The organism is Erwinia papayae (assembly GCF_058241465.1).
The window spans coordinates 246,032-263,678 of sequence record NZ_JBZCHT010000002.1; the positions used below are offsets into that span (position 1 = coordinate 246,032).

The 17,647-nt window shown below is 58.2% G+C and carries 8 protein-coding genes and 1 pseudogene; all 9 read right to left on the reverse strand.

Annotated features, from left to right (window positions below):
• Positions 1-69: 69 nt before the first annotated feature.
• Positions 70-1,269, reverse strand: coding sequence for a lysophospholipid transporter LplT (lplT, locus tag AC3RPL_RS01140; protein WP_490738665.1), 1,200 nt, complete (start codon positions 1,267-1,269; stop codon positions 70-72).
• Complete coding sequence (gene aas / locus AC3RPL_RS01145) at positions 1,262-3,424, reverse strand: bifunctional acyl-ACP--phospholipid O-acyltransferase/long-chain-fatty-acid--ACP ligase (RefSeq protein ID WP_490738666.1); 2,163 nt, start codon at positions 3,422-3,424, stop codon at positions 1,262-1,264. Before aas ends, lplT begins: the two co-directional genes overlap by 8 nt.
• Before the next feature lie 93 nt (positions 3,425-3,517).
• A complete protein-coding gene (locus tag AC3RPL_RS01150; RefSeq protein WP_490738667.1) occupies positions 3,518-3,667 on the reverse strand; it encodes a hypothetical protein in 150 nt (49 codons plus the stop codon).
• A 5-nt stretch (positions 3,668-3,672) separates the two neighbouring features.
• Positions 3,673-5,085, reverse strand: a complete 1,413-nt coding sequence (locus tag AC3RPL_RS01155) for an efflux transporter outer membrane subunit (protein ID WP_490738668.1) — start codon at positions 5,083-5,085, stop codon at positions 3,673-3,675.
• A gap of 6 nt (positions 5,086-5,091) precedes the next feature.
• Complete coding sequence (locus tag AC3RPL_RS01160) at positions 5,092-8,187, reverse strand: multidrug efflux RND transporter permease subunit (RefSeq protein WP_490738669.1); 3,096 nt, start codon at positions 8,185-8,187, stop codon at positions 5,092-5,094.
• Positions 8,184-11,384: pseudogene (locus AC3RPL_RS01165) on the reverse strand (efflux RND transporter permease subunit). The gene AC3RPL_RS01160 and the pseudogene AC3RPL_RS01165 overlap by 4 nt, the downstream one beginning before the upstream one ends.
• Positions 11,381-12,622, reverse strand: a complete 1,242-nt coding sequence (locus tag AC3RPL_RS01170) for an MdtA/MuxA family multidrug efflux RND transporter periplasmic adaptor subunit (RefSeq protein WP_490738670.1) — start codon at positions 12,620-12,622, stop codon at positions 11,381-11,383. Before AC3RPL_RS01170 ends, AC3RPL_RS01165 begins: the two are co-directional and overlap by 4 nt.
• A 563-nt stretch (positions 12,623-13,185) precedes the next feature.
• A complete protein-coding gene (locus tag AC3RPL_RS01175) occupies positions 13,186-14,910 on the reverse strand; it encodes a penicillin-binding transpeptidase domain-containing protein (protein WP_490738671.1) in 1,725 nt (574 codons plus the stop codon).
• A gap of 345 nt (positions 14,911-15,255) precedes the next feature.
• Positions 15,256-17,529, reverse strand: coding sequence for a molybdopterin guanine dinucleotide-containing S/N-oxide reductase (locus AC3RPL_RS01180; RefSeq protein ID WP_490738672.1), 2,274 nt, complete (start codon positions 17,527-17,529; stop codon positions 15,256-15,258).
• Between the last annotated feature and the right edge of the window lie 118 nt (positions 17,530-17,647).

Below are 17,647 nucleotides of genomic sequence, written 5' to 3' on the forward strand. Positions count from 1 at the left end.
ACCCTGCGGACTGTTTTCGCAGGCAGATAAGCAAGCCGGAGGCGATCCTGGGATCGCTTCCGGCTTTTTTTAACGCCGGATCCGCTGTCGCTGCCAGCGCCACAGCATGGCAATCGCCAGGGCAAAAAACAGCCCAAAGCCCGCCCCGGTTGCCACCACCGAGGCCCCCAGGCTGATCGCCAGCGAGTAGCCGCCCAGCATCAGCAGCATTGCCGTGTTTTCCCCCAGATTCTGAACGGCGATGGCATTGCCTGCCCCAACGCTCTCTTTGCCATGCAGCTGAAGCAACGCATTCAGCGGCACCACAAAAAAGCCCCCCAGTGCCCCCGTGGCAACCAACAGCCCGTAAACGCCAGCCGCAGTATGTTGCAGAGAGAAACAGACCACCGCCACGCCAATCAGCACACCCGCTGGCATACAGCGACTGACGGTTTTAATCGTCACCAGCCTGGCGGCCAGAACTGCACCCAAAACGATGCCGATGGCGACCATCGCATTGAGAATTGAGGGGGTTTTATTATCAGTAATGCCCAGCGCCACCGGCACCCACAGCACCAGCAATAATCGAAGGGTCGCACCGGCCCCCCAGAACAGGCTGGTGCCAAGCAGCGAAAGACGGGTTTCGCCGTTACGCCAGAGCACCCGGCAGGCATGGAAAAAACTGGCAGACATCTTTGCAGGTCGCCAGGTCTGGCCGGGCCGGGCCGCTGCCAGCTTCGGGATCAGCAGGTTAGCCGCCACCGCCAGCCCATAAGCCAGCGCGCAGGCTACCAGCGCTGCCAGCAGATTCCAGTCCGCCAGAATGCCACCGGCGACGGAGCCGGTGAGGATCGCGGCGATGGTTGAGGATTCCATCATGCCATTAGCTTTCACCAGCCGCTCGCCGTCGGTTAACTCCCCCAGAATGCCGTATTTCGCCGGGGAATAGGCTGCCGCTCCCACGCCGACCAGTCCGTAGCCGAGAAACGGATTGAATCCGCAGCAGATAACCAGCGCCCCCAACAGCTTCAGCCCGTTGGCGAACAGCATCACCCGCCCTTTGGCAAAGCTGTCGGCAACCTGGCCGACAAAAGGGGCGAGAAGGATGTAGGTTGCCACAAACACCATTTGCAGCACCGGCTGGCTCCAGTCCGGATACAGCTGCTGTTTCAGCACCGCCAGAGTGGCAAACAACAGAGCATTATCACCAAAAGCTGACAGGAACTGGGCGCTCATCACCGCCATCATTCCCCGCGACAGCAGACTTTCACTACCGGGTGCATTACGCATCGTTCTGGCTCTCCGGCTGTTCAGCCATATTTTTCAGTCTGACAAAATCGGGCTTGCCACTGCCCAGTAACGGCAGCTGTTTCAGCCAGCGAATATCTCGTGGTACGGCCAGCTCCGGGCTGCCCAGTTCACGAGCCACCCGCTGTAACGCATCGCGAGCCAGCTCGCGATCGGTGGTGAACAACACCAGTGCTTCCCCGCGTTGTCCATCCGGCTTCACCGAGGCGGCGTGTTGTTTATCCGGCGAGGCCTTCAGGGCAAGTTGCTCAACGGTTTCCAGCGACACCATCTCACCCGCAATTTTAGCAAAACGCTTTATCCTTCCCTGAATCTGGCAAAAACCGTGCTGGTCAAAGCTGACAATATCGCCGGTATCGTACCAGCCTGCGTCCATCCGACCTTCGCCGTTGTCCGCCTGCGGCGCTTCCAGCACGCCGGGATTTTCCACCCGCAGATAGCCTTTCATGATATTCGGGCCACAGAGCTGCAACAGCCCACCCTGCTCAATGCCCGGCACCGAAATCAGGCGGCAATCCATCCCCGGCAGAATACGCCCCACGGTGTTATTTTTTGCCGCCATCGGCACATTGATTGCCACTACAGGCGCGCACTCGGTTACGCCATACCCTTCGAGGATGCGGATACCAAATTTCTCCATCCATATTTCGCGGGTCGCCTGCTGAAGCTTTTCAGCCCCGGCCACCACGTAACGCAGGCGAAAAAAATCATAAGGACTGGCAAAACGGGCATAGTTGGCAAGAAACATGGAGGTGCCAAACAGCACCGTGCAGTTCCGGTCGTAGACCAGCTCCGGCACAATGCGGTAATGCAGCGGGCTGGGATAGAGAAACACCGGCGCCCCGGTGAAAAGCGGCGTGAACAGCCCCACGGTCAGGCCAAAAGCGTGAAACAACGGCAGTGCTGACATAAAACGATCGCGTGAGGTGAAATCAGCCACCGTACGGATCTGCTCGACGTTAGCCAGCAGGCTTTTATGCGAATGCACCACCCCTTTGGGATTGCCTTCCGAGCCGGAAGTAAACAGCACCATAGCCGCGTCTTCCGGCTGCTGCGGGACGGCGGCGCGCCCCGGGAAGACCAGCATGCTGAGCACCCACAGCTTGTCCTGCAAGGTAACCGTTTCTTTTAAATCTTCGAGGTAAACCCATTTCACCTCGCTGACGCCTTCCGGCAGGTGCCAGAGCTTGCCCTTGTCGAGGAACTGGCGAGACGTGAAGATCGTTTTCACCCCGGCAGCCTTCACCGCGCTGCAAAGACCGTTAACGCCTGCGGTATAGTTGAGCATCGCCGGTATGCGCCCGCGCATTGAGGCACCCAGAATCGCCGCCGCCGTCACCGTGGCATTGGGCAGCAACAGCCCGATATACTCGCCAGGCGCGGTGTAACGTTCAAGAATGCGCCCAACCCCCAGCGATTTTTTCAACAGTACGCTGTAGCTGTCGGCGGAAAAATTCACGTCTTCAATACAGGGTTTGCACCAGCCATAGCGGGTGCGGGCGGCCAGAAATGCCTGATACAGCGTCTGCCGTGGGCGCACCGCCATCCGCGCTTCCATCATAATATGGTGCAGATGCTCCCCGGCCAGCCTGCGCCGCTCGCGCGCGGTTTTGGCATCGGGCATTGGTATGGTGGTGGCGGGCAGCAGCGTCAGGCTGATGCGGGGAAATAAACGGCGTTTGAACACCCCGGCGAGGCGGCCAAAGGGAGAAAACTCCGCCCCGTCAATCCGCAGAGGGACAACCGTGGCCTGAGATTTGGCGGCGACAAAGCCCGCGCCATCATAGATTTTCATCAGTGAGCCGGTGACGGTAATACGGCCTTCCGGAAAAATCACCACCGGGCGGCCCTGACCGATCATTTTCACCAGATATTTAACCGACATCGGTTTGGTCGGATCCAGCGGCACAAAATCAATCAGCTTACGTACCTGGCGCATATACCACTGCTCACTGATCGACGAGTAAACGGCGAAAACTGGCTTAACCGGCAGAAAAACCGCCAGCAGCACCCCATCCAGAAAAGAGGTGTGGTTCGGTACAATCAGCACTTTTTCCCGTGACAGCCCCGACAGGTCGCCATACAGGCGGGTGCGAAAAAACAGCCTGAACACCAGGCGCAGAAAGGAAAAAAACATGCCAACTCCCTGAGCTTAAAAAAGTTGGCTACAACGATGCAGGATAGCGGCAGATAACTCAATGCCGGGCCTGGAAAAATGTGCCGGAAAACGTCAGAAGCTGCTGATACCCCCCGTTTGCAGCAGAGAGGTGAAGCCCCGGCCCTGCAACAGACGCCGCGCCCTCTGCTGCTCAGGGGCTTCATCAATGACACCATCGTACGGCGTGCATATCCCCGGCGCAGCCAACAGGCCATTCATCATCCGCTTTACTGCGACAGCGTGCTGGCCTGCCAGCCACCGCCCAGTGCGGCAATCAGCTGCACGCTGGCTACCCACTGCGTACTTTGCAGCGACAGCAGGCTTTGCTGCGCACTGAGGCTGGTGTTTTCCGTGGTTGCCACGTCAAGGTAATCAATCATACCGGCCTGATACTGATTGAACGTCACCCTGGCGGACTCTTTCGCCGCGTCGGTCGCCCGTTGCTGCGCCAGCATCTCCGCTTCCAGGGTGTGCAGCTCAACCAGGTAGTTTTCCACCTCCTGGAAACCGGTCAGTACCGCCTGGAGATAGCTGGCTACGTCCGCATCATAGCTGGCTCTGGCCTGCTCCACTTTCGACGACGTGCCGCCAAAGTCCAGCAGCGTCCCGCTCAGCTCAGGTCCCAGCGACCAGACACGGTTCGGCAACGAAATCAGATTGCGGAAGGCCGAGCTGGAATAACCGCCGCTGGCACTCAATGTCAGGTCAGGGAAATAACCGGCAATCGCCACGCCCACCGCTGCATTGGCGGCCGCCACATTGCGCTCCGCATAAGCGATATCCGGGCGACGTTGCAGCAGTTCAGAAGGTAGCGACTGCGGCACGGCGGGCAGCGTGGCGCTCAGTTTCGCCACGGGCAGACTGAACTCAGCCGGGGTTTTACCGGTCAGCATGGCGATGGCATGTTCGGTCTGCGCCCGCTGCCAGCTAAGGTCCAGTGCCGATGCCCGGGCGCTCTCCAGCTGTGCCTGCGCCTGAGCCAGGGTGGCACGAGACTCGCTACCGGCCTGGTATTTGTTGTTAATGATATTCAGGTAGCGCTGATAGGCATCAACGCTCTGCTGATACAGGGCTATCTGCTGATCCATAATCCGCAGTTTAAAGTAATCCTGCGCCAGCTCAGACTGCGCACTAAGGGTGATATTCGCCAGCTCTGCCGCGCTGGCCTGCGCGCTGGCTTTGTTCTCTTCCAGCGTACGTCGGAGCTTACCCCAAAGGTCCAGCTCCCAACTGGCGCTGGCCTGCAGGGTGTGGCTGTTACTGGTGGTGCGTTGTCCGGTGATGGCACTGGCCGCCGTGCCACTGCGCGTCGAGGAGGCGCTGTACGTCGCGCTGGGGAACAGATCGGAACGTGACTCACCCACCAGCGCTTTGGCCTGACGGTACTGCGCTTCGTACTGCGCGACGTTCTGGTTAGAAACGGCTACCTGACGCAGCAGCGAGGAGAGCGTTTCATCGTGATAGACCGCCCACCACTCGCCTTTATTCTGCCCGTCCTGCGGCTCGGCCTGACGCCAGCCCTTAGCCTCTTTGTACTGAGCGGGCACGCCTGCCGACGGACGATGGTAGTCAGGTCCGACGGCGCAACCGCTCAGTAACAGCGCCAGTAAAACAGGGGTGAGTGTGTTTGTTTTTTTCATCATCGTTTAATGGCTACGCAGTCTGGCCCACTGCCGTCTGGTGGCACGGCTGGCGCGATCAAGATAGAGGTACACCACCGGGGTGGTGAACAGGGTTAACAGCTGGCTCAGCGCCAGGCCACCGGCAATCGCCAGCCCCAGCGGACTGCGCAAATCGGCATCCCCTCCGCTACCCAGCGCCAGCGGTAGCGCGCCGAAGAATGCCGCCAGGGTGGTCATCATAATCGGCCGGAAGCGCATCAGGCAGGCCTGAACAATCGCCTGCTCCGGCGTCATGCCCTGCTGCCGCTCGGCGGCCAGCGCAAAGTCGATCATCATAATGGCATTCTTCTTGACGATACCGATCAGCAGCAGAATGCCGATCAGGGCGATCACCGTCAGTTGCGTTCCGGTCAGCAACAGCAACAGCAACGCGCCGACGCCCGCAGACGGCAGCGTGGAGAGAATGGTCAATGGGTGGATATAGCTTTCGTACAACATGCCCAGCACGATATAGACCGCCGCCAGCGCCGCCAGGATCAGCCACGGCATTGATGCGGCCAGCGCGGCGTAAGCTTTGGCTGTTCCCTGGAATCCCGCCTGGATGGTATCCGGCAGGGCAATTTTCGCCATCGCGGTTTTAATCAGCGCGGTGGCCTGCTCCAGCGAGACGCCGTCCGCCAGGTTAAACGCCAGGGTGCTGGTCGCGGCCTGCCCCTGATGCGCCACCGACAGTGGCGCATTACCGCCGCTGAAAGAGGCAAACGCCGACAGCGGGATGCGCTCACCGGAATCATTCACCACAAACAGCTTATTGAGCATCTCCGGGTCGCGGGTGTAAGCATCCTGCAATGACATCACCACATGATACTGGTTCAGCGTTTTATAGAGCGTCGCCACCTGCCGCTGAGCGAAGGCGTTATTCAGCATGGTGTCGATCATACTGACATTCACCCCCAGCCGGATGGCACGATCGCGGTCGATATTAATCATCACCTCCTGCCCGCCGGTCTCGGAGTCAGAATCGACGTTGGTCAGCTGAGGAATGGCTTCCAGCGCGGCTTTAACCTTTGGCGTCCAGATGCGCAGCGTATCCAGATCGTCAGCATGCAGGCTGTACTGATAGCTGGCATTGGCACTGCGTCCGCCCATATGCAGATCCTGCGCGGCCATTAAGAACAGCTCCACGCCGGGAATATTCGCCGTTTTACCGCTCAGCCGGTTAGCCACTTGCGTCGCCGTGGCATCGCGCTTGTCAAAATCTTTCAGATGGACAAAAAAGTTGGCGCTGTTGCGCGATCCAAACATGCCGCTGCCCATTGAGGCCATCACCCCGTCCACCGCCGGGTCCTGCTGGATCATCTGGCTGAACTGCTTCAGCTTCGGTTCCATCGCCTGGAATGAGATGTTCTGATCAGCCCGCACCGCTCCCATCAGCAGCCCGGTATCCTGATTGGGGAAGAAACCTTTCTGCACCACCGAATAGAGGAACAGGTTGAGAATAACCGTCAGGATCAAACTCAGCAGCGTCAGCCGCTGATGGCGCATGACCCAGTTCAGCCCGCGTGAGTAAGCCGCCAGCAGGCGGTTCAGCCCGTTTTCGATCCACTGATAGAGCGGATGAGGCCGCCTGGAGACGCTGGGCTTCGGCTTCAGCAGTCGGGCGCAGAGCATCGGTGTCAGGCTGAGGGAGACCAGCATCGAGATAATCAGCGAGACGGTCAGCGTCACCGCAAATTCACGAAACAACCGCCCCACAATACTGCCCATCAGCAGGATCGGGATAAACACCGCCACCAGTGACAGGGTCATTGAGAGCACGGTAAAGCTGACTTCATGCGCGCCCTTTATTGAGGCCCGCAGCGGGCTGAGTCCCTCTTCGATATAGCGGGTAATATTTTCCAGCACCACGATGGCATCATCCACCACGAAGCCGGTGGCAATAATCAGTGCCATCAGCGACAGGTTGTCCAGACTGTAGTCCAGCAGATACATCACCGCACAGGTGCCAATCAGTGATACCGGTAACGCCAGCGCCGGGATCAACACCGCCTGTAAATTGCGCAGGAAGACAAACACCACTCCAATCACCAGCAGCATGGCGATCAGCAGGGTTTCTTCGGTGTCATACAGCGAAGCGCGCACGGTGGGCGAGCGATCGACCACGATTTGCAGCTGGACATCGGCGGGGAGATCTTTTTCCAGCTCCGGCAGCTGCGCTTTAATGGCGTCGATGGTGTCCAGCATATTGGCACCGGCCTGGCGTTTTACGCCAATCATCACCGAGGGCGTGCCGTTGTAGTAACCGACGTTGTACTTGTCCTCCACCGAGTCATAGACGGTCGCCACATCGCTGAGGTGAATGGCTTTGCCACTTTGATAGCTGACCACCAGATTGCGATACTGGCTGGCCTGCTCGAGCTGGCCGTTGCTGTCCACCACCCATGACTGCCTCCCGCCCTGTAAAATCCCCTTCGGCAGATTAGTGGTGCTGTTGGCAATCGCCTCGCGCACCTTGTCCAGTGAGACGCCAAAATGGCTCAGCATCTGCGGTTGCAGATCGATCCTCACCGCCGGTAAGGCGCTGCCCATCAGCAACACATCCCCCACCCCTTTTACCTGGGCGATTTTCTGGTCAATCTTGCTGTCGGCCAGGTCGTACAGATAACCTTTTGAGCGGGTTTTGGAAGTCAGCGCCAGCATCACAATCGGCGCGTCGGAAGGATTCGCCTTGCGGTAAGTGGGTAGCGAAGCCATGCTGCTCGGCAGCAGGCTGCGGGCTGCGTTAATCGCCGCCTGCACATCGCGCGCCGCCCCGTTGATGTCGCGGTCGAGATCAAACTGCAAAATAATGTTGCTCGATCCCTGCGAACTGCTGGAGGTCATCTCGGTGATCCCGGCGATCTGCCCCAGTGAACGCTCCAGCGGCGTCGCCACCGTTGCCGCCATGGTTTCCGGGCTGGCTCCAGCCAGGCTGGCGCTGACCATAATGGTGGGAAAATCCACCTGCGGCAGCGGCGCAACGGGCAACAGACGGTAGCCCAGCGCCCCCAGCAGCAACAGAGCCAGGGTCAGCAGCAGCGTGGCGACCGGCCGGAAGATAAACAGACGGGTGATATTCATGCGCGAGACCTGCGCATCCAGCGACGGCCACGTTCTGCCTGACGGTCAAACCACAGATAGATAACCGGCGTGGAGAACAGCGTCAGCACCTGGCTGAAAATCAGCCCGCCGACAATCACCAATCCCAGCGGCTGGCGCAGCTCGGCACCTGAACCAGACGCCAGCATCAGCGGCAGCGCGCCCAGCAATGCCGCCATAGTGGTCATCAGAATCGGCCTGAAACGTAGCAGGCAGGCCTGATGGATAGCCTCTCTGGGGCTGAGCCGCTGCGTTTTCTCCGCCTCCAACGCAAAGTCGATCATCATAATCGCGTTCTTTTTAACGATACCGATCAGCAAAATCACCCCAATCAGCGCAATCAGGCTGAATTCACTGCCCGCCAGCAGCAGGGTGAGCAACGCCCCCACCGCCGCCGACGGCAGCGTCGAGAGGATCGTCACCGGGTGGATAAAGCTCTCATACAGAATGCCCAGCACCACATACATGGTCATCAGCGCAGCGAGAATTAACCACAGCGTGTTGCTGGTGGCGCTCTGGAACGCCTCGGTTTCGCCCTGATAGCGCAGGGTGATACTGGACGGCATGTTCAGGCTTTGTCGCGTTTCGGCAATCGCCTGCTGCGCGTCTTCCAGTGAGTAGCCGTCGCTGAGATTGAAAGAAAGCGTTACCGCCGGGAACTGGTTCAGACGCATATGCACCAGAGAACCAATACGCTGGTGGATGGTGGCGATGGAAGTCAGCCTCACCATGCGGGTCGTGGACGTGCTGCCCGTGGTGCTGGTTGAGCTGCTGCTGGCGGACGAGGATGAGGAAGATGAAGACGTTGATGTCGAGGTCGCCGTCGAAGAAGAAGTGGTGCCGGATGTCGACGAGGTCGCCAGCCAGATATCGCCAAACGACGCCGGCGACTGCTGGAATTTGGGGGCCACTTCCAACACCACCCGGTACTGATTCGCCTAGGTAAAGATGGTGGAAATTAACCGCTGACCAAATGCGTTATAGAGCGCGGTATCCACATCGGAAGCCGTAATGCCATACCGCGCCGCCGCATCGCGGTTCAGCTCGACATACGCCACCTGCCCCTGGTCCTGAAGATTGCTGACCACCGAGCTGAACTCCGGGCGCTTTTGCAGCGCCGCCACCAGCTGCGGCGACCATGTAGCCAGTTTTTCACTGTCGGCATCGTCCAGTGAGAACTGATACTGGTCCGGCGTCACCTGATCGTTCACCGTTAAATCCTGCGCGGCCTGCAAATGCAGCTGGATGCCCGGCACGTTTTTTGTCGCCTGGCTCAGTTCGGCAATGATTTTGTCAGCGCGCTGGTCGCGTTGATCAAAGGATTTAAGATTAATTTGCAGGCGACCGCTGTTCAGGCTGGAATTAGTACCATCGATACCGATAGTGGATGACAGACTGTCCACCGCCGGATTTTTCAGCACGATCTCAGCCAGCTGCTGCTGACGCCTCGCCATTTCACTGAACGACACGTCCTGCGACGCGATAGTGACGCCCTGAATCAGGCCGGTGTCCTGGCTCGGGAAGAAACCTTTCGGGATAAACAGATACAGCACGGCGGTCAACACCAGCGTCGCCAGCGCCACCAGCAGGGTTAATGGCTGATGGTTAAGCACCACGGTGAGCAGGCGGTCATAACCGGCAATCAGCTTATCGAAGAACTGGCCGCCCTTGCGGTAAAAGCGGCTCTGACGCTCCTCCGGAATATGACGCAGCAGATACGCACACAGCATCGGGGTCAGCGTCAGTGAAACCAGCATCGATACCAGAATCGACACCGCCAGGGTGATGGCAAACTCGCGGAACAGGCGGCCCACCACGTCGCCCATAAACAGCAGAGGGATCAGCACCGCAATCAGCGAAAAGGTCAGCGAGATAATGGTGAAACCGATCTGCGCTGACCCTTTCAGCGCCGCCTCCATTGGCGTTTCGCCCTGCTCCAGCCGTCGGGAGATGTTCTCCACCACCACGATGGCATCGTCAATAACAAAGCCGGTGGCGATAGTCAGCGCCATCAGCGACAGATTATTCAGGCTGAACCCGGCGAGATACATCACCCCGAAGGTTCCCACCAGCGACAGCGGCACCGCCACACTTGGGATCAGCGTCGCGGCGACGTTGCGCAGGAACAGGAAGGTCACCATCACCACCAGCGCAATCGACAGCATCAGTTCAAACTGCACATCACTGATTGAAGCGCGAATGGTCTGGGTGCGGTCAGAAAGGATCTGTACTTTAACCCCATCAGGCAGCGCGGCCTGCAACGTCGGCAGCTGCGCCTTGATGCCGTCAACAACCGAGATAACATTGGCACCGGGCTGGCGCTGCACGCTGATAATGATCGCCGGACTGTTGTTAGCCCACGCCGACTGATACGTATTCTCCGGTGCCTGCTCAATATGGGCAATGTCACGCAGACGCAGCGCCGCGCCGTTTTTATAAGTGAGGATCAGGTTGCCATACTCTTCGGCGGTGCGCAGCTGGTCGTTGGCGTCAATGGTCACCGAATGGTATTTACCATCAAAACCGCCTTTCGAACCGTTAACGTTGCTGTTGCCGATGAGCGTATTGATATCTTCCAGCGTCAGTCCACGCGCCGCCAGCGCTTTCGGATCGGCCTGAATGCGGATAGCGGGCTGATGTCCTCCCGCCAGCGTCACCATGCCGACGCCGGAAATCTGCGACAGCTTCAGCGCAATGCGGGTATTGACCAGATCCTGAACTCTGGTCAACGGCAACGTTGAAGAGGTCGCCGCCAGGGTAATCACCGCCGTGTCCGCCGGATTCACCTTTTTATAGGTCGGCGGATTGGGCAGGTCGCTGGGCAGCAGGTTATTGGCAGCGTTGATGGCCGCCTGGACCTCCTGCTCGGCCACGTCCAGCGACAAATCCAGCGAGAATTTCAGCGTAATCACCGACGAGCCGCTGGCGCTGCTTGACGCCATCTGGCTCAGGCCCGACATCTGCCCCAGCTGACGTTCCAGCGGCGCAGTCACTGACGAGGCCATCACATCCGGACTGGCTCCGGGATAGAGCGTGGTGACCTGAATAGTAGGATAGTCCACCTGCGGCAGCGCCGAGGTGGAGAGGAAGCGGTAGGCAAAGATGCCGGAGATCAGCACGCCGATCATCAGCAATATGGTAGCGACCGGACGCGCGATAAAAATGCGGGAAGGATTCATTGCGCTGTTGCGCTCCCGCTGGCGGCCTTGCTCTCTTCTGTGCCGATCACCGACACCGTACTGCCATCGCTGAGCCGGTCAATGCCTTCGGTCACCACCTGTTCACCGGCCGTCACCCCTTCGGTAATCGCCTGGCGGGTTTCGTCCAGCACCGGTCCGGTTTTCACTGCCCGGCGGGTGACGGTATAGTCTTTGTTGATCACATAGACAAAGCTGCCATCGCTGCTCAGTTGCAGCGCCTGCGCCGGGATCACCGTCGCCTGTTTCAGCGTGCCGGTTTGCAGCCGCAGGTTGACGAACTGATTGGGATAGAGCGCTTCATCCTGATTAGCAAACAGCGCCTTCAGCTCTACCGTGCCGGTGCTGGTATCAATCTGGTTGCTGATAAACTGCACCTTACCGTCTGCCAGTTGTTTACTGCCATCCTGATCGAAGGCGGTGGCAGGCAGACTCTGACCGTTATGCAGCGCAGCAATCAGGGTCGGAATATTGCTTTGCGGCACGCTGAAAGTGACGGCAGCAGGCTGCGTCTGGGTAACGGTAACAATGCCGGTGGTATCGCTGGAGTTGACCATATTTCCTGCATCCACCAGCCGCAAACCGACGCGACCACTGATGGGCGAGGTGATCCGGGCAAAATCGATATTCAGCTTCGCTGCGTCGATCTGCGCCTGGTCGGCCTTCACTGCGCCGCTGTACTGTCCGACCGTGGCTATCTGGCTGTCCAGATCCTGGCGGGATAAGGAGTCCTGGGCATAAAGTTTGCGGTAGCGTGCCAGCGTCAGCTCAGCGCTTTTCAGCAGCGCCTGATTCTGGTTCAGACTGCCCTGATACTGCGCGAGGGTCGCCTGATAGCTGCGTGGATCAATCTGCGCCAGCAGCTGACCTTCCTGAACTTTTTGCCCCTCGGTGAAGTAAACCTTCATCAGCTGACCATCCACCCGGCTGGTGACGGTGACGGAAGCGTTCGGGATAACCGTACCCAGCGCCGTCAGATACACCGGCACATCCGCCGTGGTCACCACACCAGCGTGAACCGCCGCAGGCCCACCAAACATCATCCCGCCCGGGCCGCCCGGCGGAGGTCCACCCGCTGGCGGTGCACCATGTACACCCGCTTTACCCACTGAACCATGAGGCCAGAAGCGCCAGATGAGTGCCGCGACAAGGAGGATCAAAATCAGGATCAGGATTTTTTTACGCAGAGAAGGTGAGATTTTCCTGGATGTTGGGGTCATGGGAATCTGCTGATCAAGTGAAACAAAAAATTCAAGGCAACATTTCGCTACCGCCCAAAAAAAGTCAGGCCAGTAAACAACTGGCCTGAGGATATTATGATTGTAGAGGGTGATTAATTTCCATCCTCTTAACGTAAGAATTTCGTAATCAACCGCTTATAATTTTTATTTCCCGCCATCAGCCGACGGATTCGCCGTGTAACTTGCTGGTTTTATTGCCTGAATCAGAGAGTCATGATCCTGTCTTCCCGATTTGCAGAATAAATGCAGTAAATAAGAATTTGTCAGTAACCTGAAAGTCAGACGGGAAAAACCAGACGTGATTGCCAGAATGGCCTGTGATGAGGCAAAAAAAACCCACGCATCCGCGTGGGTTGGTGCAATTTAACAGGGTGTAAATCTGCCGGGAGCAGATTGCTTTCTCACCAATCAATACCTCTGGGACAATCATCCTCGCAGCTGTGCTCCCGACCTGCCAGCAGCAAAACGCAACGGAGTTAGCGAAAATGCTACCAGCTGTAAAACCTTTGCGGCTTTGTTTACCGACCTTTGCAGAGCGTAACTCAGGTGCCACTGTGGGTGCTGTAAAGTGCATCTGGCGCCACGTTCATATGTTTCAACACCGGACCGATAATGTTGCCAAATACCGGCGCGGCAACCGATCCCCCGAAGTGGTCGCCCGCAGTTGGGTGGTTAATCGTAATCACCAGCGCCACCTGCGGATTGCTGGCCGGTGCCACGCCAGCGGTATAGTTGATATAGCCACCATCATATTTACCGCTGCTGCCCATTTTCTCTGCCGTACCGGTTTTGATCGCCAGACGGTAACCCGGCACCGCCGCACGCACCCCACTACCGCCGGGTAGTGCATCGCTCTTCATCATATGAACCACTGAGCGAACGATATCCTCATCGGCCACCCGCGTGCCCATTACCGGCGGCGTCACTTTGGTGATCGACAGCGGACGATAGACGCCGAAAGAGCCAAGGGTGGCGTATTCACGGGCGATTTGCAGTGGCGTGACCCGCAGGCCATAGCCAAACGAGAAAGTGGCGCGTTCGATATCGGCCCAACGCTCACGGTGAAGCGGAAAATAGCCCACGCTTTCTCCGGTCAGTCCCAGGCCAGTTGGCTTACCCAGTCCAAACGAGCGGTATGTATTGACCAGCACTTCAGCAGGCATCGCCAGCGCAATGTGCGATACGCCAATATCGCTGGATTTTTGCAAAATACCGGTCATCGTCAGGCGAGGCCAGTGGCCCACATCACGGATCAGGTGACCATTGACGCGATACGGCGTGGTATCCAGCACCGAGTCAGGGCGTACCAGCTTGCGGACCAGACCTTCCATCACCACCAGCGGCTTCACTGTTGAGCCCGGCTCATAGCTGTCGTTGATCGCGGCGTTGCGCATCTGTGTGGGCGAGACATCACCAAAATTATTGGGGTTAAATGACGGATAAGAAGCCATGCCGAGGATTTCACCGGTATCAATCTTAATCAGGACCGCAGCCCCGGAGTCAGCTTTGTTCAGCAACACGCCGTCACGCAGTTTGCTGTAGAGGGTGTATTGATCAAATTTATCAATGCTGAGCTGCACCGTGGGGGGCTGGCGTGGCGGCTCATAGTTGATCATCGCCACAATGTTGCCATTGGCGTCCTGGCGATATTTTTCTTCGCCCGGTGTTCCCTGAAGCACCTTATCAAAACCCTTTTCCAGCCCGGTCAGGCCGCTGTTTTCGGCCCCAACGATACCGATAAGCGGGGCGGTCGCCTCACTCATCGGATAAAAGCGGCTGTCGTCATACACGGTGGTAATCCCGACCAGATGCAGCTTTGCAATGTCCTTGGCGATCCCCAGCTCAATTTTGTGGCCGAGATAGAGGAAGCGTCGGGTGGGACTGGCGTTAATCTGGCGGGCAATATCCTCTGGCCGCTGGTCCAGCGCATTCGCCAGATACTGCCATTTTGCGCTGGTAAAATCCGGATGTGCTTCCAGCACGCGCTGCGGATCGGCAATGATATCGCGCGAAGGTACGCTCAGCGCCAGCGCCTCGCCGTTGCGATCCAGCAGCGTCCCCCGGTTAGTGGGGATCGCCACCGTGCGCAGTGAACGCTCATCCGCCTCTTTCTCCAGCATCGGATGGTTGATCAGCTGAAGATCGCCGACCCGCGCCAGCAGTAAAACCAGGCAGGTCAGCACACCAAAGCAGATCAGGCGGAAGCGGAGAGGGTTAAAAGGCGCTTTCGCCTGGTCTTTAGCCAACAGTTTCTTTAAGCGGGGCATGGATTCTTTCACGGCTGATCGGGATAACTGATTGTGGGTTATATAAAAAATGCCGCGAGGATAACAGGGAAACTGTGTTTCAGCCTGTGATTGCCAGGCCTTTGACCGGCAGAGAACGCGGGGATTTCAGTTAGAATTCATTTTATTACCGCACTCAGGCAGTATGCAGATAAAAAAAACCTGCGCATCGGCGCAGGTCGGTGAAATAAAGCATGAAGACTTTTTGATGTTCACCCATCAATACCTCTGGGATCAGCACTGTAGCAATACGGCTGAGCCGGCAGCCAGCCCTCATTCGCAACAGTTATCCGCAAAATGTAACCAGCTATGAGATTGTTATCTTTATCATTCAGCTGTCGCGGCGCGTTTAATCTCCACCAGGCAGCTCATGGCGTTAGGGCCCTGGGTCAGCGACGAGGTACCGATATCCAGCGTCAGCACATTCGGATTACCGGCCCGGTCGTAAGGTTGCCAGGCCTTGCCAAAGCCGGGATCGAACCAGGCACCGGTGGCGATCAACACCACGCCCGGACTGACGCCATCCGTCAATCGCACTCCGGCCAGCATCCTGCCACGGTCGTTACTGACGTCGATTACTTCACCGTCCGCAATCCCACGTGGCCCGGCATCCTGCGGATGCATCCACAGGGTTTCGTGACCGGCGGTTTTCGCCGCCTGCACCGTTGGCGTGGCATCCATCTGACTGTGCAGACGGTCGCCAGGCTGAATGGAAATCATATGCAACGGGAAGCGCTGGCTTAACCCTGCACCCAGCCACTCTCTCGGCGGCTGCCACTGCGGGTGTGGCGCGAAATCATCGAGCTGATAATCGGCAATCGTCTTGCTGAACAGCTCAATTTTGCCGCTGGCAGTCTTGATTGGATTGGCAATGGGATCGTCACGAAACGCCTCCATAAAGACAAAAGGTTTGCCGCCGGATGGCACCTCTACATGGCCTTCCTGCCAGAAGATATGGAAATCAGGCCAGTCAATCCCCTTCTCCTGATGCGCCCGGGCGCACTGCTGATAGAGGTATTCTATCCACTGCGCCTCGTTGCGCTGTTCGGTGAAGGTATCGCGGTAACCCAGTCTTTCTGCCAGATCGGCAAAAATATCAAAATCGTTGCGCGCCTGATGCTGCGGTTTAATCGCCTGATGCATCGCCAGCACAAAGCGATCGCGCGAGGAGCCGCCAATATCGTTACGTTCAAGCGTGGTGGTCACCGGCAGCACGATGTCGGCCATCTGCGCCGCCGGGGTCCAGACGATATCCTGTACAATCACTGTATCCGGCCGCTGCCAGCCTTCCACCAGGCGGTTCAGCTGCTGATGGTGATGGAAAGGATTACCGCCCGCCCAGTGGATCAGGTGGATTTCCGGGTAAGTATGGCTCTGCCCCTGAAAACGGTAAGGCTCATTGGGATGCAACAGCATATCGCTGATGCGGGCCACCGGGATCGCCCGATCGGCAATCGGATTGACGCCGGTTGACATCAGCGGGGCCGGGCCTTCAACGCGCGGATTACCGACGCTGTTCATCGAACCATGACCAAAGGAGAAGCCCGCCCCCGGCAACCCTGGCTGCCCCAGCATCGAGGAGAGCGCAATCATCATCCAGTAAGGCTGCTCGCCACGATGAGCGCGCTGCACGGAATAAGAGCAGGTGATAAAGCTGCGTTTTCCGCTCAACTGCGCAGCCAGCAGTCTGATGCGCGCGGCCGGAATGCCGGTAATCTCAGTGGCCCACTCCGGCGTTTTGGGTGTGCTGTCCGTCTCGCCCAGCAGGTAGCTGCGCAGCTGTGGCCAGCCGACGCAGTGTGAAGCGAGAAAAGCGTTATCCACAGCGCCAGAGCGTTCAATTTCGTAGCCCAGCGCCAGCATCAGCGCCACGTCGGTGTTGGGGCGGATCGGAATCCACTCGGCATTGACAAAGGCCGGGCAGTCATCGCGCATCGGGCTGATATTAATCACCGGCGTGCCTTTTGCCGCCAGTTCCAGCAGCGCCGGTTTCAGGCTGTGCTGCCCCGCTCCGCCGGAAGCCACCTGGCTGTTTTTCAGCGCCAGTCCGCCAAAGGCGACAAAAATGTCGCAATGCTCCACCACCTGCGGCCAGTCGGTGACACGCCCGGTCAGCGGCATATAGGTGCCGATAATGTAGGGCAGGAAAAACTGCGCCGCTCCCCAGCTGTAGTTACCAAGCTGGTCGACACCGCCGCCGCCGGTAAAATAGAAACGGCGGATCAGCGTGCGGGCATGGTTAACACGCCCCGCAGAAGACCAGCCGTAAGACCCCGAAAAAATGCCGGTGGGGCCGTAACGGTCACGCACCCGGCGATTCTCCTCCGCCACCAGATCCAGCGCGGTTTCCCAATCCACGGCGACAAAATCCTCCCGCCCACGCAGGGTGCGATCACTTTTCTCGCGGGATTTGAGCCATGAACGACGAACCATTGGCTGGCGGATGCGCTTGTCGGAATAGACCAGTTCCGGGATGGTATTCAGCATCGGTGACGGATCCTGGTCAGCGAAGAACGGCTCACAGCGGATAAGCTTGCCATCTTCGACAACGGCGGTGAAGGCGCCCCAGTGGGCGAGGTGCGGCACTTTTATTATGGTCATCAGGCGTTCCGGCAGGCTTTTCGGCGTTATTTAACCGCAGAATAACATTATTCAGCGCCGGTTTTGAATCGCCACCCGGCGGATAATCTTTGCGCGGCTTTTATCAGGCTTTGCGACG

What these genes read in the sequence shown, in the direction of transcription:
- AC3RPL_RS01180 (WP_490738672.1), bottom strand. Translation starts at nt 17,529, where the DNA reads ATGACCATAATAAAAGTGCCGCACCTCGCCCACTGGGGCGCCTTCACC.
- aas (WP_490738666.1), bottom strand. Translation starts at nt 3,424, where the DNA reads ATGTTTTTTTCCTTTCTGCGCCTGGTGTTCAGGCTGTTTTTTCGCACC.
- lplT (WP_490738665.1), bottom strand. Translation starts at nt 1,269, where the DNA reads ATGCGTAATGCACCCGGTAGTGAAAGTCTGCTGTCGCGGGGAATGATG.
- AC3RPL_RS01170 (WP_490738670.1), bottom strand. Translation starts at nt 12,622, where the DNA reads ATGACCCCAACATCCAGGAAAATCTCACCTTCTCTGCGTAAAAAAATC.
- AC3RPL_RS01155 (WP_490738668.1), bottom strand. Translation starts at nt 5,085, where the DNA reads ATGAAAAAAACAAACACACTCACCCCTGTTTTACTGGCGCTGTTACTG.
- AC3RPL_RS01150 (WP_490738667.1), bottom strand. Translation starts at nt 3,667, where the DNA reads ATGATGAATGGCCTGTTGGCTGCGCCGGGGATATGCACGCCGTACGAT.
- AC3RPL_RS01160 (WP_490738669.1), bottom strand. Translation starts at nt 8,187, where the DNA reads ATGAATATCACCCGTCTGTTTATCTTCCGGCCGGTCGCCACGCTGCTG.
- AC3RPL_RS01175 (WP_490738671.1), bottom strand. Translation starts at nt 14,910, where the DNA reads ATGCCCCGCTTAAAGAAACTGTTGGCTAAAGACCAGGCGAAAGCGCCT.